Source organism: Marinomonas rhizomae (assembly GCF_024397855.1).
Classification (GTDB): Bacteria; Pseudomonadota; Gammaproteobacteria; order Pseudomonadales; family Marinomonadaceae; genus Marinomonas; species Marinomonas rhizomae_A.
Window position 1 is genome coordinate 1799058 of sequence record NZ_CP073343.1, and the last position, 16126, is coordinate 1815183.

At 41.5% G+C, this 16126-nt stretch carries 16 protein-coding genes; 7 read left to right on the top strand and 9 right to left on the bottom strand.

Annotation, left to right across the window (positions count from 1 at the left end; all coding sequences use genetic code 11):
• The first annotated feature begins 59 nt into the window (after window positions 1–59).
• Window positions 60–1019, top strand: coding sequence for a transcription termination factor Rho (rho, locus tag KDW99_RS08340; protein WP_255828837.1), 960 nt, complete (start codon window positions 60–62; stop codon window positions 1017–1019).
• Window positions 1020–1122: 103 nt separating this feature from the next.
• Window positions 1123–3267, top strand: coding sequence for a transporter substrate-binding domain-containing diguanylate cyclase (locus KDW99_RS08345; RefSeq protein WP_255828838.1), 2145 nt, complete (start codon window positions 1123–1125; stop codon window positions 3265–3267).
• Window positions 3268–3374: 107 nt separating this feature from the next.
• Here KDW99_RS08345 and KDW99_RS08350 read toward each other — a convergent pair whose 3' ends face one another.
• The 3 genes from KDW99_RS08350 to KDW99_RS08360 all read right to left on the bottom strand — a co-directional run bounded on the left by KDW99_RS08350 (window position 3375) and on the right by KDW99_RS08360 (window position 6073).
• Entirely contained in the window at window positions 3375–3830 is a 456-nt protein-coding gene (locus tag KDW99_RS08350; RefSeq protein WP_255828839.1) for a bactofilin family protein, read from the bottom strand.
• Complete coding sequence (locus KDW99_RS08355; protein ID WP_255828840.1) at window positions 3740–4684, bottom strand: M23 family metallopeptidase; 945 nt, start codon at window positions 4682–4684, stop codon at window positions 3740–3742. The genes KDW99_RS08350 and KDW99_RS08355 overlap by 91 nt, the downstream gene beginning before the upstream one ends.
• Window positions 4685–4876: 192 nt before the next feature.
• A complete protein-coding gene (locus tag KDW99_RS08360) occupies window positions 4877–6073 on the bottom strand; it encodes a DEAD/DEAH box helicase (RefSeq protein ID WP_255828841.1) in 1197 nt (398 codons plus the stop codon).
• Between the two features lie 159 nt (window positions 6074–6232).
• Here KDW99_RS08360 and KDW99_RS08365 point away from each other — a divergent pair, with 159 nt between their 5' ends.
• The gene (locus KDW99_RS08365) at window positions 6233–6937 is read left to right on the top strand and encodes a pseudouridine synthase (RefSeq protein ID WP_255828842.1); all 705 of its coding nucleotides are present in this window, start codon (window positions 6233–6235) and stop codon (window positions 6935–6937) included.
• A 19-nt stretch (window positions 6938–6956) separates the two neighbouring features.
• Window positions 6957–7865, top strand: coding sequence for an NAD-dependent epimerase/dehydratase family protein (locus tag KDW99_RS08370; RefSeq protein ID WP_255828843.1), 909 nt, complete (start codon window positions 6957–6959; stop codon window positions 7863–7865).
• Between the two features lie 80 nt (window positions 7866–7945).
• On the opposite strand, the gene KDW99_RS08375 is transcribed toward KDW99_RS08370, so the two are convergent.
• On the bottom strand, window positions 7946–8317 hold the full coding sequence (locus KDW99_RS08375) for a glutathione S-transferase N-terminal domain-containing protein (protein WP_255828844.1): 372 nt from the start codon (window positions 8315–8317) through the stop codon (window positions 7946–7948).
• Window positions 8318–8490: 173 nt separating this feature from the next.
• Here KDW99_RS08375 and KDW99_RS08380 point away from each other — a divergent pair, with 173 nt between their 5' ends.
• Entirely contained in the window at window positions 8491–8682 is a 192-nt protein-coding gene (locus KDW99_RS08380; protein ID WP_255828845.1) for a DUF3185 family protein, read from the top strand.
• Between the two features lie 363 nt (window positions 8683–9045).
• Window positions 9046–9510, top strand: a complete 465-nt coding sequence (locus tag KDW99_RS08385; RefSeq protein WP_255828846.1) for an ASCH domain-containing protein — start codon at window positions 9046–9048, stop codon at window positions 9508–9510.
• A 10-nt stretch (window positions 9511–9520) separates the two neighbouring features.
• On the opposite strand, the gene KDW99_RS08390 is transcribed toward KDW99_RS08385, so the two are convergent.
• Together KDW99_RS08390 and KDW99_RS08395 are read right to left on the bottom strand one after the other, a co-directional pair.
• Complete coding sequence (locus KDW99_RS08390; protein ID WP_255828847.1) at window positions 9521–10282, bottom strand: EAL domain-containing protein; 762 nt, start codon at window positions 10280–10282, stop codon at window positions 9521–9523.
• 283 nt (window positions 10283–10565) lie between these two features.
• The gene (locus KDW99_RS08395; protein ID WP_255828848.1) at window positions 10566–12080 is read right to left on the bottom strand and encodes an alanine/glycine:cation symporter family protein; all 1515 of its coding nucleotides are present in this window, start codon (window positions 12078–12080) and stop codon (window positions 10566–10568) included.
• Between the two features lie 308 nt (window positions 12081–12388).
• Between KDW99_RS08395 and KDW99_RS08400 the strand changes: the two genes are divergently transcribed.
• Entirely contained in the window at window positions 12389–13288 is a 900-nt protein-coding gene (locus KDW99_RS08400; RefSeq protein WP_255828849.1) for a DMT family transporter, read from the top strand.
• A gap of 58 nt (window positions 13289–13346) precedes the next feature.
• Here the strand turns inward: KDW99_RS08400 and KDW99_RS08405 are convergent, their stop codons facing one another.
• The 3 genes from KDW99_RS08405 to KDW99_RS08415 form a co-directional block, all read right to left on the bottom strand.
• Window positions 13347–13517 (bottom strand): hypothetical protein, encoded by a 171-nt coding sequence (locus tag KDW99_RS08405; protein ID WP_255828851.1) that lies wholly within the window; start codon window positions 13515–13517, stop codon window positions 13347–13349.
• Window positions 13510–14484 carry a class I SAM-dependent methyltransferase gene (locus KDW99_RS08410; RefSeq protein ID WP_255828852.1) on the bottom strand — a complete coding sequence of 325 codons (975 nt, stop codon included), beginning with the start codon at window positions 14482–14484 and terminating at the stop codon, window positions 13510–13512. Before KDW99_RS08410 ends, KDW99_RS08405 begins: the two co-directional genes overlap by 8 nt.
• A 156-nt stretch (window positions 14485–14640) precedes the next feature.
• On the bottom strand, window positions 14641–16029 hold the full coding sequence (locus KDW99_RS08415) for a PepSY-associated TM helix domain-containing protein (RefSeq protein ID WP_255828853.1): 1389 nt from the start codon (window positions 16027–16029) through the stop codon (window positions 14641–14643).
• Window positions 16030–16126 lie beyond the last annotated feature (97 nt).

Genomic DNA, 16126 nt, shown 5'->3' on the forward strand with positions numbered 1-16126 from the left:
TCAGTGTGTTCAAATTAAGATACTGATTTTTAAATCCCCCAAGACTATAAGACCACATTATGACGAGAAAAATATTAAGTTTGAAAGGTAAGCGCGCTTCTGACGTGAATCCTGTCGATGAGGTGGCCGAGGACTTATATCCGAATGATCCTGAAAAACGTTTTTTAAACGGCGTTGCCATTCATCCTTCCCCTTGTATTCAATTGGCATCTGGCTCTTCAGAGCGGACAGTTCGCGCGATGGACTTGATCACACCAATTGGCATGGGGCAGCGAGGCTTGATTGTCGCACCGCCAGGGTCGGGCAAAACCACTATGCTTAAACATATTTGTCAGTCGGTAGCTGAGGCTTATCCAGACATCAAGCTCTATGCTTTATTAATAGATGAACGGCCTGAAGAAGTGACAGACTTTAAACGCAGCGTATCGGCTGAAGTGCATGCATCGTCTTCTGATGAAAGTTATACGCAACATGTTCGTGTGGCCGATGCGCTGCTTGCAACTGCGCGTAAGCAAGCTGGTGAAGGTCAAGACGTGATGATTGTGATTGACTCCCTGACAAGGCTTTCACGAGTTCATAATGCGGAACAACGAGGTAGTGGCCGAACCATGTCTGGTGGCCTTGATACCAGAGCCTTAGAAATTCCTCGTAAGCTGTTTGGTGCCGCGAGAAAAATAGAAAACGGCGGATCGCTAACGATTCTGGCGACTATCCTGGTGGACACAGGCAGCAAGATGGATCAGGTGATCTTTGAAGAGTTCAAGGGCACGGGCAATATGGAAATTGTATTATCACGAGAAGCGGCGAGTCATCGCATTTTCCCCGCTATTGATATTGCGAAAAGCAGCACGCGTCGTGAGGAATTGCTTATTGATGTAAAAGATCTTGAGAAAGTGCGTGCTTTGCGTCGTTCACTAACAAACCTTAAGCCCGCTTATGGTGCTCAAAAATTGGTTGATTTGTTGCAAGAATACCCAACCAATGCGGATTTATTAAAGGCTTTTTCACCTACTGAATGATGAAAACATAAGGCTTTTTAAAAAGATTGGTATTTTTTTGATGATTTTTTATAGATTTCAGGGTTGATTCAAACCTTCTTTTTAACGTTTTACTGAGGCAGAAATGACAAAACTACTTATATCACTGATTTTCTTATTTCTGTATTCAGCCACGTCTATTGCAAAACCTTTGGAACTAACGCAAGAAGAAAAAAACTACATTAAAGAAAATCCAGTTGTGACAGTTGGTCTAATGCCGGATTTCACTCCTTTTTCGTATTATATAGAAGGTAAGCCAATTGGATTTGAGCATGATTTATTGGATCTTATTTCTAAGAAAACCGGTTTGAAATTTGAAAGGCATATTGATAAGTGGATGACTATTTATAATGCGTTCAAAAATAAAGAAATCGATATGATAGGCAGCATTTCTTATAAAAAATATCGTGAGCCATTTACTGTATTTACGAGTGCTTATTACAATATACCCATTATGGTTTTTGTTAGAGATAATTTTGGTCAGTATAATGGTCTAAAAAGTTTGACTGGTAAAAGAGTTGGCGTTCTGAAAGAGGTTTTTTACGTTAAAGAGCTGGAAGATTTAGGGACGATGAACTTGGTCTTTTATGATAGTTATGCTGAGCTAGCAAAAGGGTTAGTGTTTGGGGAAATTGATGCCCTAATGCAAAATTTACCTAATATAAACTATCTTATAAAAAAGAATCTTTATGACAATATCACTTTAGCAAGTGAGCTTATTTTACCAAATACAAAAAGAGAAGACTTGCGCTTCGGGTTGCAGCCCGAAAACAGTTTACTGGTATCCATTATGCAAAAAACTCTTGCTTCTATGTCGAATCGAGAAATGGAAGCTTTGAGCGATAAGTGGATAGGATCTATCAAAGAGTATCCGGGTGGGCACATTGACCTTAGTGATTCAGAAAAAAATTATCTTAATACTCATACTATTAAATATTGCATTAACCCAAGTGGTTTACCTTTTGAGGCTCTAAGTGAAGATGGCGAGCACATTGGAATGAGTTCAGACTACTATCGGCTTTTTGAGCAAATGCTTTCTGCCAAGTTTGAACTAGTCAAAACCAATACGTGGAATGAATCTGTAGAATATATAAAACAGAAAAAATGTGACATGCTTGCCTTAGGCATGGAGACGCCGGAAAGGAAAGAATATTTAAATTTCACAAGTCACTATTTAGATGTTCCTTTAGTTGTCGCCACTAAAGTTGATGTTCCATTTATAAACCAGATTTTAGACTTGGAAGGTGAAAATATTGGGGTTATAAAAGGGGATGCTTTTGTTAAGATTTTACGTGAAAAATATCCTTCTTTAAAAATAATTGAAGTAGATGATATTTATGATGGTTTAGATCAGGTGAAAAACGGCAGTCTTTTTGCTTTTGTTGATACGCTAGCCAGTATTGGCTATGAGTTTCAAAGTAAATATTTCGGTGAGTTGAAAATAGCAGGGAAAATATCTGAAAGTTTACAGTTATCTATTGCCGTAAGAAAAGATGACTCTATTCTGTTAGGCGTTTTACAAAAAGTGGTTAATAACATCACGAATGAGCGCCATAGGACCATCTTTACAAAATGGATTCCTATAAAATACGAACAAGATGTTAATTATAAGATTGTATGGCAAATAGTGCTGGGAATTTTGATTTTTCTTTCTTTTATAATGTATTGGAATAGGAAAATAGCTCAAGCTAACAGGTTATTAAAACAGGCTCAAAAGGATATTGAAGAAAAAAATAAAGAGCTGAACCGGTTGGCGTTGACCGATAACCTGACGGCACTGTTTAATCGGAGAAAATTAGAAAATCTTATACAGGCTGAAATTGATAAAGCTAGTCATGCGAAGCAGGGTTTTTGTCTTTCGATACTGGATATTGATCATTTTAAAGAAGTTAACGATAAATATGGCCATCAGCGTGGTGATAGTGTTCTCGTCGAGTTTGCTGATGTTTTAAAAAGCAGTTTGAGAGCGACGGATTATGTTGGTCGTTATGGTGGGGAAGAGTTTATTATTATTTTTCCTGAATCAAGCATTGACGATGTTAGGTTAATAATAGAAAAAGTTAGGCTTGAAATTTCGCAATATGATTTTCAAGGTATTGAGCACAAAACTGCGAGTTTCGGTTTAACCTTTTCCATGCAAGGCGATACGATAGAGACGGTGATTAAGAGAGCGGATAATGCGCTTTATGAGGCGAAGGAAAGTGGCCGAAATAGGGTTGTTGTTCATTAAATTATCAAGCGACTGACTTGTCCTATGGTTGAGTATCATTAGAAATACTCAACCAACCCAGAACAATATTCTGGTTATTGGCGTTCAACCTAAAAATTGATTTTAGACTAAACGTTTTTATCGTTATTAATCAAAACCACTTTTTCCTTTTGATGGTCTAGCTCATCAAGGCTGCTCAAGCTTTCATGGTGTTCCTGCTCTTCTACGATTTGGTCAGAAGGGTTGGTAATGCCCATAAACTTGCCGCCGGGTTCAATGCTTAAGTTATCACTGTACACCGTGCCACTGACGCGACCGCAGCTTAAGATTTCAATGTAAGTAGCATGGCAAATACCTTCAAAATTGCCATTTATAATCAAGCGTTCTGTGGTGATTTCGCCTTGCACAGTACCTGAGGTGCTAATTTTGATTTGATTTTTTGCTTCAATCTGGCCTTCGACAGTGCCATCAATTTGTAGATGATTCGCAACTTTTATGTGTCCGTTAATTGTGCAGCCTTCTGCGATGAGAGTTGTAGTTGCTGACTGACTCTTAACTCTATTTTGTCCACCAAAGATTCCCATCGTATACCTCTTACACTTTCAAAAATTGTGTCAAAATTATCTACATCCCAAGCGATAAATGGTTTGGGGTCTAGTGCTCGTCCAATGAACCGTATTTCATAATGTAAGTGCGGTCCTGAGGTTAATCCGCTGTTACCTGAATAACCTATCAAGTCGCCTTTTTTAATAAAGTCACCTTTATTAACCGCGAACTTACTCATGTGAGAGTAAGAGCTAGAAAATCCATACCCATGTAATAAGCGCAGGAAGTTTCCTGAACCTTTTTTACTGGGTCTAGTGACTTCTACTGTGCCATCTGCTGGCGCATAAATTGGCGTTCCTGTATTAACAGCAAAGTCTTGGCCGCGATGAAACTTTGTTATGCCTAGAACAGGGTGCTGCCTTTTACCATAACCAGAAGAGGTTCTTGCATTCTTTACTGGCGGTCCGCTTGGAATCTGAGTCAGCATGGCTACTCGTAAGGATGAGTTCATTGCTGCTGTATCTAAACGTGATTCAAGTTCGACACTGTCTTGATCATCCATACCAAGAACTTTTTCTAAATCGTTTAATCGATCAGACACTAATTGCATTCGCTCTTCTCGATCCGTTAAATCCTGCTCCAAGCTTATCTTTAGAGCGGTAAGCGAGGTGATTTCTTTGGTTAAAGAAGAGGATTTATTTTCTAGTTCGAGCAGTTTGAGCTTTGAAGACTCAGCATCAGTAACTAAGTAGTAGATAATGCCACCAGTCACTAAGAGCCCAAGAAAAATAATATAGCTGATAAACTTGAATGTATGACGTGATCGTTTTCCGAAACTAAAATGCTTTGTTCCATCAACTGAAGAAATGGATACCGTTATATTGTCTTTCATCGTTTTACTTTTTTACCAACATCATAATTCATTACTTAGATATACAGCAAAGCAGCTAGCTTTGTAAACTTTTGTATGCAGTCGTGCTGTTTTTATGCATAAATATTTCAGGTTTATGTAAAGGGAGGCGCTTTAGGTATAAAACTCTACCTAAAGCGGATCTTCTATAACAAAACATAGAAAGACGCGATGTTAACGATTTGCTTTGCGGACGTAATTTAAAATAGAAACTGGCACGACTTTTCTGACCGGAAAGCCTGCAATTTCTTTGCGATCGATGATGTGTTTTAGTCGACTTTCAATGGCGCAAAGGTTTTTAAAGTCACCCATAGCAACGAAAGAAATGGCTTCGCCAGAAGCACCAGCACGACCTGTTCGACCAATGCGGTGAATGTATTCTTCTGGTTTGAACGGCAAGTCGTAATTGACCACACGGCTTAATTCTCCGATATCCAAACCCCGCGCAGCGACGCCGGTTGCGACTAGATATTTTAGTTCGCCAGATTTAAATTGTGCTAGGATTTTTTCGCGCATAGCTTGGCTTCTATCACCGTGAATACAGTCAGCGACTATGCCACGTTTGGCGAGCTGATCGACAAGCTTGGCGGCTCCGTGTTTTTTCTCGATAAAAATAAGCGCCTGGTCCCATTTCTGCTCATTAATTAAATGACTTAATAGGGCAGACTTGGTGTCTTTATCAACGGTGATTAGCCATTGCTTGATATTTTTAGCCGCGCGTACGTTTGGAGAAATGGAGATTTCAGCTGCTAGGTCGGTCATCTTGCTGTCTGAAAAATTATAGGCAAGGGCGCGAACATCGTCTGTCATCGTTGCTGAGAACAATAAGTTCTGACGGTTTTCAGGTAAGCGCTCCATGATCTTGTTGATATCGCCAACAAACCCCATGTCGACCATTCTGTCGGCTTCGTCCAACACCATGACTTTCAGTTCATCAAAGTGCAGCGCACGCTGATGAGCCAAGTCGAGCAACCTGCCTGGAGTGGCGACGAGAATATCTACGCCTTCTATTAAACGCTCTTTTTGTGCTTCAGTATCCACACCGCCATAAATGGCCATAGACGTTAGCTTAGTGTGTTTAGCGTATTGAGCAACACTTGCTTCAACCTGAACCGCTAACTCACGAGTTGGCACAAGAATTAGTACTCGAATGCGTTTGCCGCGTAGGGTTCCTGCTTTAGTAAAACGCTCTAATAACGGTAGAACAAACGCGGCAGTTTTGCCTGTGCCAGTTTGCGCGGTAGCGATTAGGTCTTTACCTGAAAGAATGACGGGAATCGCTTGTTTTTGGACTGGCGTAGGGGTTTTGTAGCCCAGTTCAGTAATAGCTTGAACAAGAGGACTGGATAATCCTAGTTTTGCAAATGGCATAAGGTGCTCTGACAGATTGTCGTAAGGGGTATCGAAAAGAAAAGATGGTGCAGTATAACGTAAAAAGTGTTTCTACATTGGCGAAAATCCGTCAGGCGTTGATAATTATTGCTCAGAAAGGATAATGTCTGGCTCTTTCACTATCTAATGTTGCCTGTTATGCGCCTTGATAAATTTGTTTGCAAAAGCACTGAGCTAACCAGAAAGGAAGCAATCCAATGTATCCATTCTGGTGAAGTTTTCGTAAATGGTGAGGTTGCGACAAGCGAAGCGACTCAGGTGCATGAAAACAATAGGGTATTACTGAATGGTATTAGGCTAAAAGCTCGTGATTTTCGCTACATTTTGATGAATAAGCCAGCGGGCACGGTGTGCTCGAATATTGATGAAGTGTATCCGTCTCTGTTTAATTATCTAGAGGTTGATAACGTCTCTGAGCTACATATTGCAGGGCGTTTGGACGCTGATACGACGGGCTTGGTGCTGATCACCGATGACGGGCGCTGGTCTTTTAATATTACTCTACCAAGTAATGATTGCCGTAAAGTCTATCGAGTTCAATTGTCCCAAGCCATTCCTTCAGAACGGAGTAGTGATCTTGTCACTGAGTTTAAACAAGGACTGCAACTCCAAGGTGAGCAAGGTTTAACTCGTCCGGCTAAATTAGACATTATCACTCCAAAAGAAGTACTTTTAACCATCACTGAAGGTAAGTTTCATCAGGTAAAACGCATGTTCGCAGCGGTTGGGAACCGTGTGGTTGGTTTGCATCGAGAGCAAATAGGCGAGGTTTGCTTAGATCTCGACGCCGGACAATGGCGCTATTTGTCCAAAAGTGAAGTAGAGTCTTTTAATAACAATTAAAATTCATGGAGGTTAGTTTATGACAGCAAAACGTATATTATTTACAGGTGGATCGGGAAAAGCAGGTAAGCATGCAGTTGCGTATCTACTGGAGCAGGGCTATCGAGTACTTAATGTAGATTTGACGCCACTCGATCATCCTCAAGTCGATAACTTAATCGCAGATATTACTGATTCCGGTCAGATGTTTAACGCGATGACGTCATACTCCGGATTTGATGAGTTAGAGCCTGGAACCGGAGTGCCAACGTTTGATGCTGTCGTTCACTTTGCTGCGGTGCCAAGAATCTTAATTAATCCAGATAATGAAACCTTTCGAGTTAATACCGTAGGGACTTATAACGTCATCGAAGCGGCAGTAAAACTTGGTATTAAGAAAGTCATTATTGCCTCGTCCGAGACGACTTACGGTATTTGTTTTTCTGATGGGCAAACCAATCCTCATTCTCTGCCATTAGAAGAGGATTACGATGTTGATCCTATGGATAGCTACGGATTATCTAAGGTAGTTAATGAGAAAACAGCACGCAGTTTTCAGCGTCGTTCAGGAATTGATATTTACGCGCTGCGCATTGGTAACGTGGTTGAGCCCCATGAATACGCTGAGTTGTTTCCGAATTATTTTAAACACCCGGAGGTACGTCGTCGAAATGCATTTTGTTACATCGATGCACGTGATCTTGGACAAATCATTGATTTGTGTTTGCAAAAGGACGGCTTAGGTTTTCAAGTATTTAATGCCGGAAACGATCACAATGGCGCAATTATTCCGGCTAAAGAATTAGCTGAGCGTTTTTTTCCAAGTGTGCCATTTACCAGAGAAATGGGCGAGCATGAGGCCTTGTTTTCGAATCGTAAAATTCGCGAAGTACTAGGCTTTATTGAGCGCCATAATTGGCGAGATTATGTTCAAGTACCTAGTGAGTGATGTTGGCTTTTCAGCCAATAAAAAACGGCTTCTATTGCAGAAGCCGTTTTGTTTTGTCATCAGAAATCTCTCTATTCGCTTTAAGCAAAGCGCTTTTCAAGATAGCTAATGATGTCTGAAGATTCATACATCCACTCGACTTTGCCGTCTTGCTCAATGCGTAAGCAAGGTACTTTTACTTTACCGCCACCTTCTAGCAATTCAGCGCGATGTTTTGAACCTTCTGGCGCATTACGCTTTTCAATTGGTAGATTTAATTTATACATAGCTCTTCGTGTTTTAGTACAAAATGGGCAGGCAGCGAATTGGTACAGAGTGATGTTTTTCAGCTCTTGGTTGATCTCTTGTTGCTTTTCTGGCGCGCGCTTCTGCTTGCTCCCGCGGGTTACAAGGTCAACGGCGATGATAATGTAGCCTAGTAGATTACGGATGAAGTTGATCAGTATTTTCATGTAAACGCTCACTTGTTCTTAAAGCTTAAATCAATTTAGGGGGGTCAATGAGCGTCATTCTAACGACAAAGTGCAAATCATTTAAGGGGTAGAGTTAAATGATTTCAATTTGTGCTGTGATATGTGCCATTATCAATTTTACTTAACTGAATTTAGAGCCTTTTGGAGTCAGGATGAACAATAAAGTTATCGGTATTATTTTAGTGATCGCTGGTGCTGCTTTGGCGGTATGGGGATATAACATTTACGATGCGGCTAGTTCGCAAGTGACACGGGCAATAATTGGTGAGACACCTGTAGAAGCTTGGGTCGGGATGGTAGGGGGGATTATTTGTATTTTAGTGGGTCTTACCAGATTGAAATAATTATTAATATTTAGGGAAGGTGCGAACAAGTCCTCTTGTCTCGGTAATTGCTCCTGCATTACCCTAATAACCTACATCCATGTAGGAATCAGCATGTGGATAAAAGCCTGTTGTTCGAGGCGAGTGCCGAATGTGAATAGTGGTTCTATTTTCGAGGTGCTCAACAAAGAATACAGGCTTTTAGACCATGCCCTGCGGGTCTTTCAGAGCAAATGCCACATGTCGTTGCGACTCTTTGAAAGGTACCTACATTCCTTCAGAGTCGCGCCTTATTTGACGATTTCTCTGAAAGACTGAGGCTTAGTAGACTTATTCGCACCTTCCCTAGCATATAGTGAAATGGCAAAAGAGGTTGAATGAGTCATGGAAGAAAGAAGTAAAGCGTATTTGGAGAGTTTTCTTCATTCCTTACCGATAGATGTTGCCGAAAAATATACGTCTTTTAGTGCCGACTATTATTGTGCTGATGAGTTTAATGCCAACGTTTGTGCTGATTTAATTGTGCAAGGTGAAAAACAAGCTTCTTGTAGTATGAAACATTGGTACAGCCACGAAGGTGAAGCCATGCCTCAGGTTGGTCATTTACAAGTCGTGACAAATTGGGACGGCAAACCTATGTGTATCATCGAAATTACTTCAGTTAGCGAGTGTCTATACTGTGAAGTAAACGCTGAGTTTGCCGCCGCGGAAGGTGAGGGCGATAAAACGTTAGGTTGGTGGCGTGAAGCGCACTGGGCTTTTTTCTCTGCGGAGTGCGAAGAGTTAGGCATTGAGCCAACGGAAGATATGCCGTTGGTGTTAGAGCGCTTTAAGGTTGTTTATCAATAAATATTGCTAGCTAGTCCCAGTTAATTTCTGCCAGTGATTCAAAGCTTGGTCGAGCAAAATAGTAGCCTTGGAAAAGATGAATGCCCATATCTTGTAATGTGAGGTATTCAGCTTGTGTTTCAACGCCTTCTGCGATGATTATCATATTCAGTTCATTAAACAGGTTTACCAAGTTTCGTACGATGATTTGGCGCTTTTTGTCTTGGTCGATGTTCTTTACGAGCGCCATATCGATTTTGGTGATGTCTGTTTTAAGGTCGGCAAGTTGGTTTAGACCATTAAATCCAGAGCCAAAGTCATCAGTAGCGGTTAAAAAACCTTGTTGCTGATAATGCTGGATGATGGATTCTAAGTGTTTGCTGTCCGTAATTTGTTCGTTTTCAGTGAATTCAAAAATGATCTTTTCTTTTGGAAATTGATACTCTTCTGCGGCGTTTAGCGTGGTTCGTATGCAAAGTTCTGGTTTGTAAACCGCGTTAGGTAAGAAGTTAATACTAAGAAAGCTGTGTTTGTGAACTTCTAGTTCTGCTGCAAGCTTGATGGCTTTCACTCGACAACTTTGATCAAAGCGATATCGGTTGGTTTCATTAACGTTCTGAAAAACCTGAAATGCACTCTCTTGATTCAAGCCGCGTACCAGAGCTTCTTGTGCAAAGACCGTTTTTGTCCGGCTATTAATAATCGGCTGAAACGCCATTGTGAAATCAAAGCCTAAGTCACACCCAGTTGAACATTCTGCGCAGCCTAACTTTCGAAAGTCCTTTTGTATCATATCGCGGCTCTCTGTGTATTTCGTTTAGTGGGCAGAGAATAGTGAGACATCGTTTGAGTGCTTTATTCTCTATCACAATGATTTGTATAGATTATTAAACGATAGAGCTTTCAACTCAAATTTACCAGCACTGAGTTTTGCATTTTACATTGAATTGTCAGGTGTTTTAGAAAGTAGGGAGTATTTTTGGATAAAAAAGGTAGTGATTTGGCAAAAGAAAAAAGGGTTAGTCGTTTCGACTAACCCTTTTTATATCAGCGTATTCTACTGAGTGAAGCTTTGGTTATTTATCCGCTGCTTTTTCAGCTTGTTGCTTGTCGTAACGTTTTTCCCAGAACTCAGCGCCTTTGATACCAAGGGCTTTCGGGTTGAAAGTATAATCCTTTACGCCAGCGGCTTTTTGGTCTTCATAATCACGTAATGCTTTCATGGTTGGTTTTGCCATGAAGAAGATTGTGATAATACCTACAATGTTTAGCCAAGCCATTAAGCCTACACCAACGTCACCTAGGTTCCAGATGTAACCTGCGGTGTTAACCGTACCGTAAGCTACCATGAACATGATAAGCAGCTTCACGAAGGTTAATGACACGTTAATGTTTAATGCTCGACGTAGGTATGCAACGTTGGTTTCCGCAATGTAGTAATACGCCAAAATGGTGGTGAATGCGAAGAAGAACAGTGCGATACCAACAAAGATTGGACCAGTGTGACCAAAAACGCTTGCCAATGCCATTTGTGTGAAGGCAGGGGATGCAATAATGGTAGAAGGGTCTACATTCTGTACGATGAACTGACCATCAGCCAAAGAACCTTGTACGTTGTACTGTTGCGTGATCAAGATCATCAGCGCAGTCGCTGTACAAATGAACAAAGTATCAACGTAAACAGAGAACGCCTGAACAAGACCTTGTTGTGCAGGGTGTTGAACTTCTGCTGCAGCTGCTGCATGAGGTCCTGTACCTTGACCCGCCTCATTAGAGTATACACCACGTTTTACGCCCCAACCGATTGCTGCGCCAAACCCTGCTTGTGCAGTAAATGCATCAGTGAAGATTAGGTGGAAAATACCAGGCACTTTGTCTAGGTTTAGGAAAACAACGATCAACGCCATCACAATATAACCAAGCGCCATGAATGGCACGATGATTTGCGTGAAGTTTGCAATACGTTTGATGCCACCAAAGATGATGAACGCCAAAACGACTAGGATAACCGCTAGTGCAACCAGTTTAGTTGAACCAACGTCACCAAAAGAGCTGGATACAATAACGCCTTCACCAAAAATTTGCGTTACGGCATTACCAACGGAGTTTGCTTGAATGCCTGGTAAGAAAACACCGCAAGCAAGAATAGATGACAAAGCAAATAAAACCCCCAGCCAACGCCAGCCAAGACAGCGCTCGAAGTAATACGCTGGACCGCCGCGGTATTGGCCGCCTTCGCTTACTTTATAAAGCTGACCTAAGGTAGACTCTGCATAAGCGGTGCTAGCACCTAAGAAAGCGACAACCCACATCCAGAAAATGGCACCTGGTCCACCAAAGCCAATGGCAGCGGCAACGCCTGCAATGTTACCTGTACCAACACGACCAGAAAGAGAAACAGCTAGCGCTTGGAAAGAAGAAATGCCTTTGTCTGATTCGTTAGAGTTGAACAACAGAGAGCACATTTCTTTAAAATGACGAACCTGAGCAAAACGCGTCAGTATTGAATAGAACAAGCCAGCACCTAAACACAAATAAATTAGGGCAGGGCTCCAAATGATTCCGTTCAAGAAATCAATGAATTCTTGCATAATTAGACCTCGATATGATTCGCTCTAAGAGCATTATTAGTTGTTATGGTTTTTACTAGAGTGCAGCGATTGTGGGGAAGATCACCGTTACTTTGCGGAATATTTCTTTGAAGAAAGGTAGATTGCGCATAAAAAGTGCACCGTAGTGGGGCAAATTTAGCATGAAAAAGAAATGAGATCTATTTGTTAAAGCTGTTTTGGAGGGTTATAACAGGTTTAGTTAATTTTTCTATAAGCCATTTCATTTGGCTATTTCTGTGTGGCGTTCATCGATATACTGTTTTTTTTCACTATAAGGCTTCATAAGCATGCAATATCAATCATCATTAAGTCGAGTATCTATGGTGAAAGGGTACATTTTTGCTTCTATTTCTATTCTGGTTTGGACTGGTTTTATTTTGATTTCAAGAGCTGGTGCTCTGGCCTCCTTATCTTTAGCCGATATGATGATTGTTCGTTTCGGCACGGCATTTTGTGTGTTTTTCCCCTTTATCTGGATGCAGCGTAAGACTATTTTTCAGTGGAGGATGATGCTGTTAGGTGTAATAGGTGGCTTGGCTTATTCACTTTCTGTTTTTAATGGTTTTCAATCAGCTCCAGCGACACATGCCGCACTGTTATTGCCAGGGTTGATGCCCATTATGATTGCCATACTTGCCTATTTTTTAGCTGGTGAGAGGCATTCAGAATTTGCTTGGGCGGGTATTGGTGTTAGCAGTTTAGGTATTATCATATTGCTATTTGAAACCTTGTTATCAAGTGCATCTTATTGGATAGGTGATATTAGTTTTGTGTTCGCCTGTCTTTTTTGGGGAATCTTTACCGTATTATTAAGGCGGTGGAAGTTTGCACCATGGCATGCAACATTAGGCGTTATTACTGCAACCACGGTGTTGTTTGTGCCCTATTATCTGACTCAGCTATCACACGCTTTTGAAGGTGTGCCACGTGAAATGATAGCCTTGCAGGCCTTTTATCAGGCCATAATGGCGATTGCCGTTCAGTTTGTTTGTTATGGAAAAGCAGTACATATTTTAGGAGCGACCAAGATGGGGGCTCTGATGGCAATGGTGCCTTTATTGGCTAGTACGCTTGCAATTCCTTTATTTGGTGAGCAGGTGACAACAGGATTGGTGGTTGCTTTGATCTGTATTTGCCTAGGAACAATAATAGGTAATGTGCTCCCTATTAAACGACCAATTTTGTGAGAAAAATAACCAATGAAGGTAGTAATAATGGCTTATTACTACCTAGCTATATGATAGATTAGTCTTTCTTCTCAATCGTTACTTCTAGCGTCTTACTGCTGCCAGCAAACCATTTTTGTACATACAGCGTTCCCATGATTGGGGCTTTTCCTTCCTCTGGTATTTCTTGGTAGCGTACGCTGTTTTTGGTTTCTTTTTCGTATTCGAATGTAACGGTTGTTTTAGACATGCTGGCTTCCTTCGTTTGCTGTGTTATCAGGTGTTTTCGTAAATATTAGGGCCTTCAGGCCGCTTTCGATATTAATATCCATAAATTCGGGTGGATTATCCAGTCGATATTGGAACTCGAGTGTAGGTGCTTCTTCGCGCATGCCATCAATTAAAAATTGTGCTGGAATGCTTGGGTCATTAACACAGGCAAGCACTTGTCCATTTTCTGTCAGTAACTCGGGCAGGCGTCGTAATATTTTTTGATAGTCTTTTGTTAGAGCAAAGCTGCCCCGTTGGAAGGTTGGTGGATCAATGATGATAAGGTCATATTCGCCATATTTTTTAATTTTCCCCCAAGATTTGAAAATATCATGAGCAAAAAATTTAACGCTGTTTAAATCGTGTTGATTCAGGCGATGGTTCTCTCGTCCTCGACTCAGTACGGCTTTGGCCATGTCTAGGTTCACGACAAAGTCTGCTCCACCAGTTAAAGCGGCGACTGAAAAACCGCAGGTGTAAGCGAATAGATTGAGTACACGTTTGTCTTGGCTGTTTTCTTTTACCCAGCGTCGCCCGTATCTCATGTCTAAAAAAAGGCCAGAGTTTTGGTTTTTGCCAAGGTCTAATTGGAATAGAAGCCCATCTTCGTTAACAACTTGCTGCTCTTGATAATGTCCCCAAAGGCATTCGGTCGGGCTGCGTTCTCGACTCCGATGCTGGAGTAGGATGGATTGTACATTGAAGTCGCTCCATTTTGTTTGAATCGTCCAATTGATAATTTTATTATTTAATTTATCTAATTCGTCGGAAGAGGGTTCTTTAAAAAGAGATATGAGAATTTGCCCTTCTAGCCAATCCACAGTGATTTGCTCTAGGTCAGGAAAGCGGCGTCCTCGACCATGAAAAAGCCTTTTGGCGCCATTTGGTTGCAGTGCTAGCTGATTAAAAACGTGATCAGTTAAAATAGTGAGAGCTTGTGGGGTCATAAAATAGCATTTTGAGGGTAATTAAATGAGACGCATATTTTACTGATTACTAGGCGAGAGGCCAGAAGAAAGCGGAAAGAATAAAGCTTTTAGATTGAGGGGGATAGAAGGAATCACCGAGCTTATAAGTAAAGCTCGGTGATTTTTGTGGAGTTATTATTGGCGCTTCCAGCGAAGTGCGTCAATGAATAAGAATACTAATAAACTCACACCCATTACAGGCAGGCTTAAGCCCAGTGCGATGGTGACAATGAGAGTAAGTGCTTTTTGGGCTGCAGACAGTTTAGACCATGCTTGCAATAGAGGCTTGGATGTTGAACCTGCTTGTGGGCGACGAATCCACCACATTCTGTAGCCCCAAATAATCATGAAACATAAAGAGAGTCCAAATACGGTCAATATTATTTGGTTTACTACACCAAATAGAATGCCCATGTGAGCATCAATCCCCCAGCGGATGAGTTTGGCTATCAGCGGGAAAGTTTCGAAGTTTGCTTGGCTGGTTACTGTCATGGTGCTGGCATCAACGGCTACACTGTCGACTTGAGTTGGCCAAGAGCGATCAATTTCTCGAACAAACCAAGCTTTATCTTTGGTAGTCGACGGTTTTATTTCAATTTTATTAGCCTCAATGCCGGCGCCTCTGGCTGCCTTTAATACACCATCAAAGAGTAAGTCGATATTTTCAAACTTTTCTGCAGGCTGCTTTTCTGGGGGATTTTGGTGGCTCGCATGATTTAGGTGGTCAGCATGCTCGCCTGAAGCCGCTATTGTTTGAGTGTCTTTAGCAAGATTTCTGTCTACGGAAGGAGTGACCCAGCCAATGCTGGAGCGCAAGGTGCCAATATTGGCACCGGCCCATTTAGACCAAGTTAATCCAGTGATAGAAACAAAGATCAAACCGACAAACAGACACAGTCCTACTTGGTAATGGCGACGACGCTTGCGTAGATGCTCTGTTCTGCTAGCAAACTCCGCTTTATTTTTTTTGCCGCCTTTGTACCAAAGGAAAAGTCCGCCAAGTGCCGCGATCCAAAGCCAAGAGGCTGCCAGTTCACTGTAGTAACGCCCCACTTCCCCTAAAAGTAGCTGGCGATGCATAAAGTCTAAGGTTGTTCGAAGTGGCAATACGCCACTTGTACCATAAACGGGCAGGTTGCCTTTTACTTCTAATGTCACAGGGTCGATAAATAAGGCTCTGGCCCCTGTCAACTCAGCTTCTTTGTCAAGAAACATGATACGCGTTGTATCGCCTTGCTCTGGCGCAGGGCGAACCGCGAATAAGGTCAGATCGCTTGTTAGTTGTGATTTTGCGGCTGCGATTTGCTGGGAAAGAGGTTTATTCTCACCCACGCTTTGTGTTGTTAATACATCTTTGTAGATGGCGTTTTCAAGTTGTGGCGTGATCACATAGATGGTGCCGGTTAGGGCTGCAACAAAGATGAAAGGTCCAATAAACAGGCCAATGTAAAAGTGTAATCGTGTAATCAGCAGCAGTAATGCATTTGATGAAGACTCGGAAGTCTTGTTGGTTTTTGTCGACATAGTAATTTCTCGTCTTATAGAAAAGAGCAAAACAACGCCTCTGAGTAAAAAAACTCACTTTTCTATCATCATAAATGACGCATGCAAAAGTACCTGA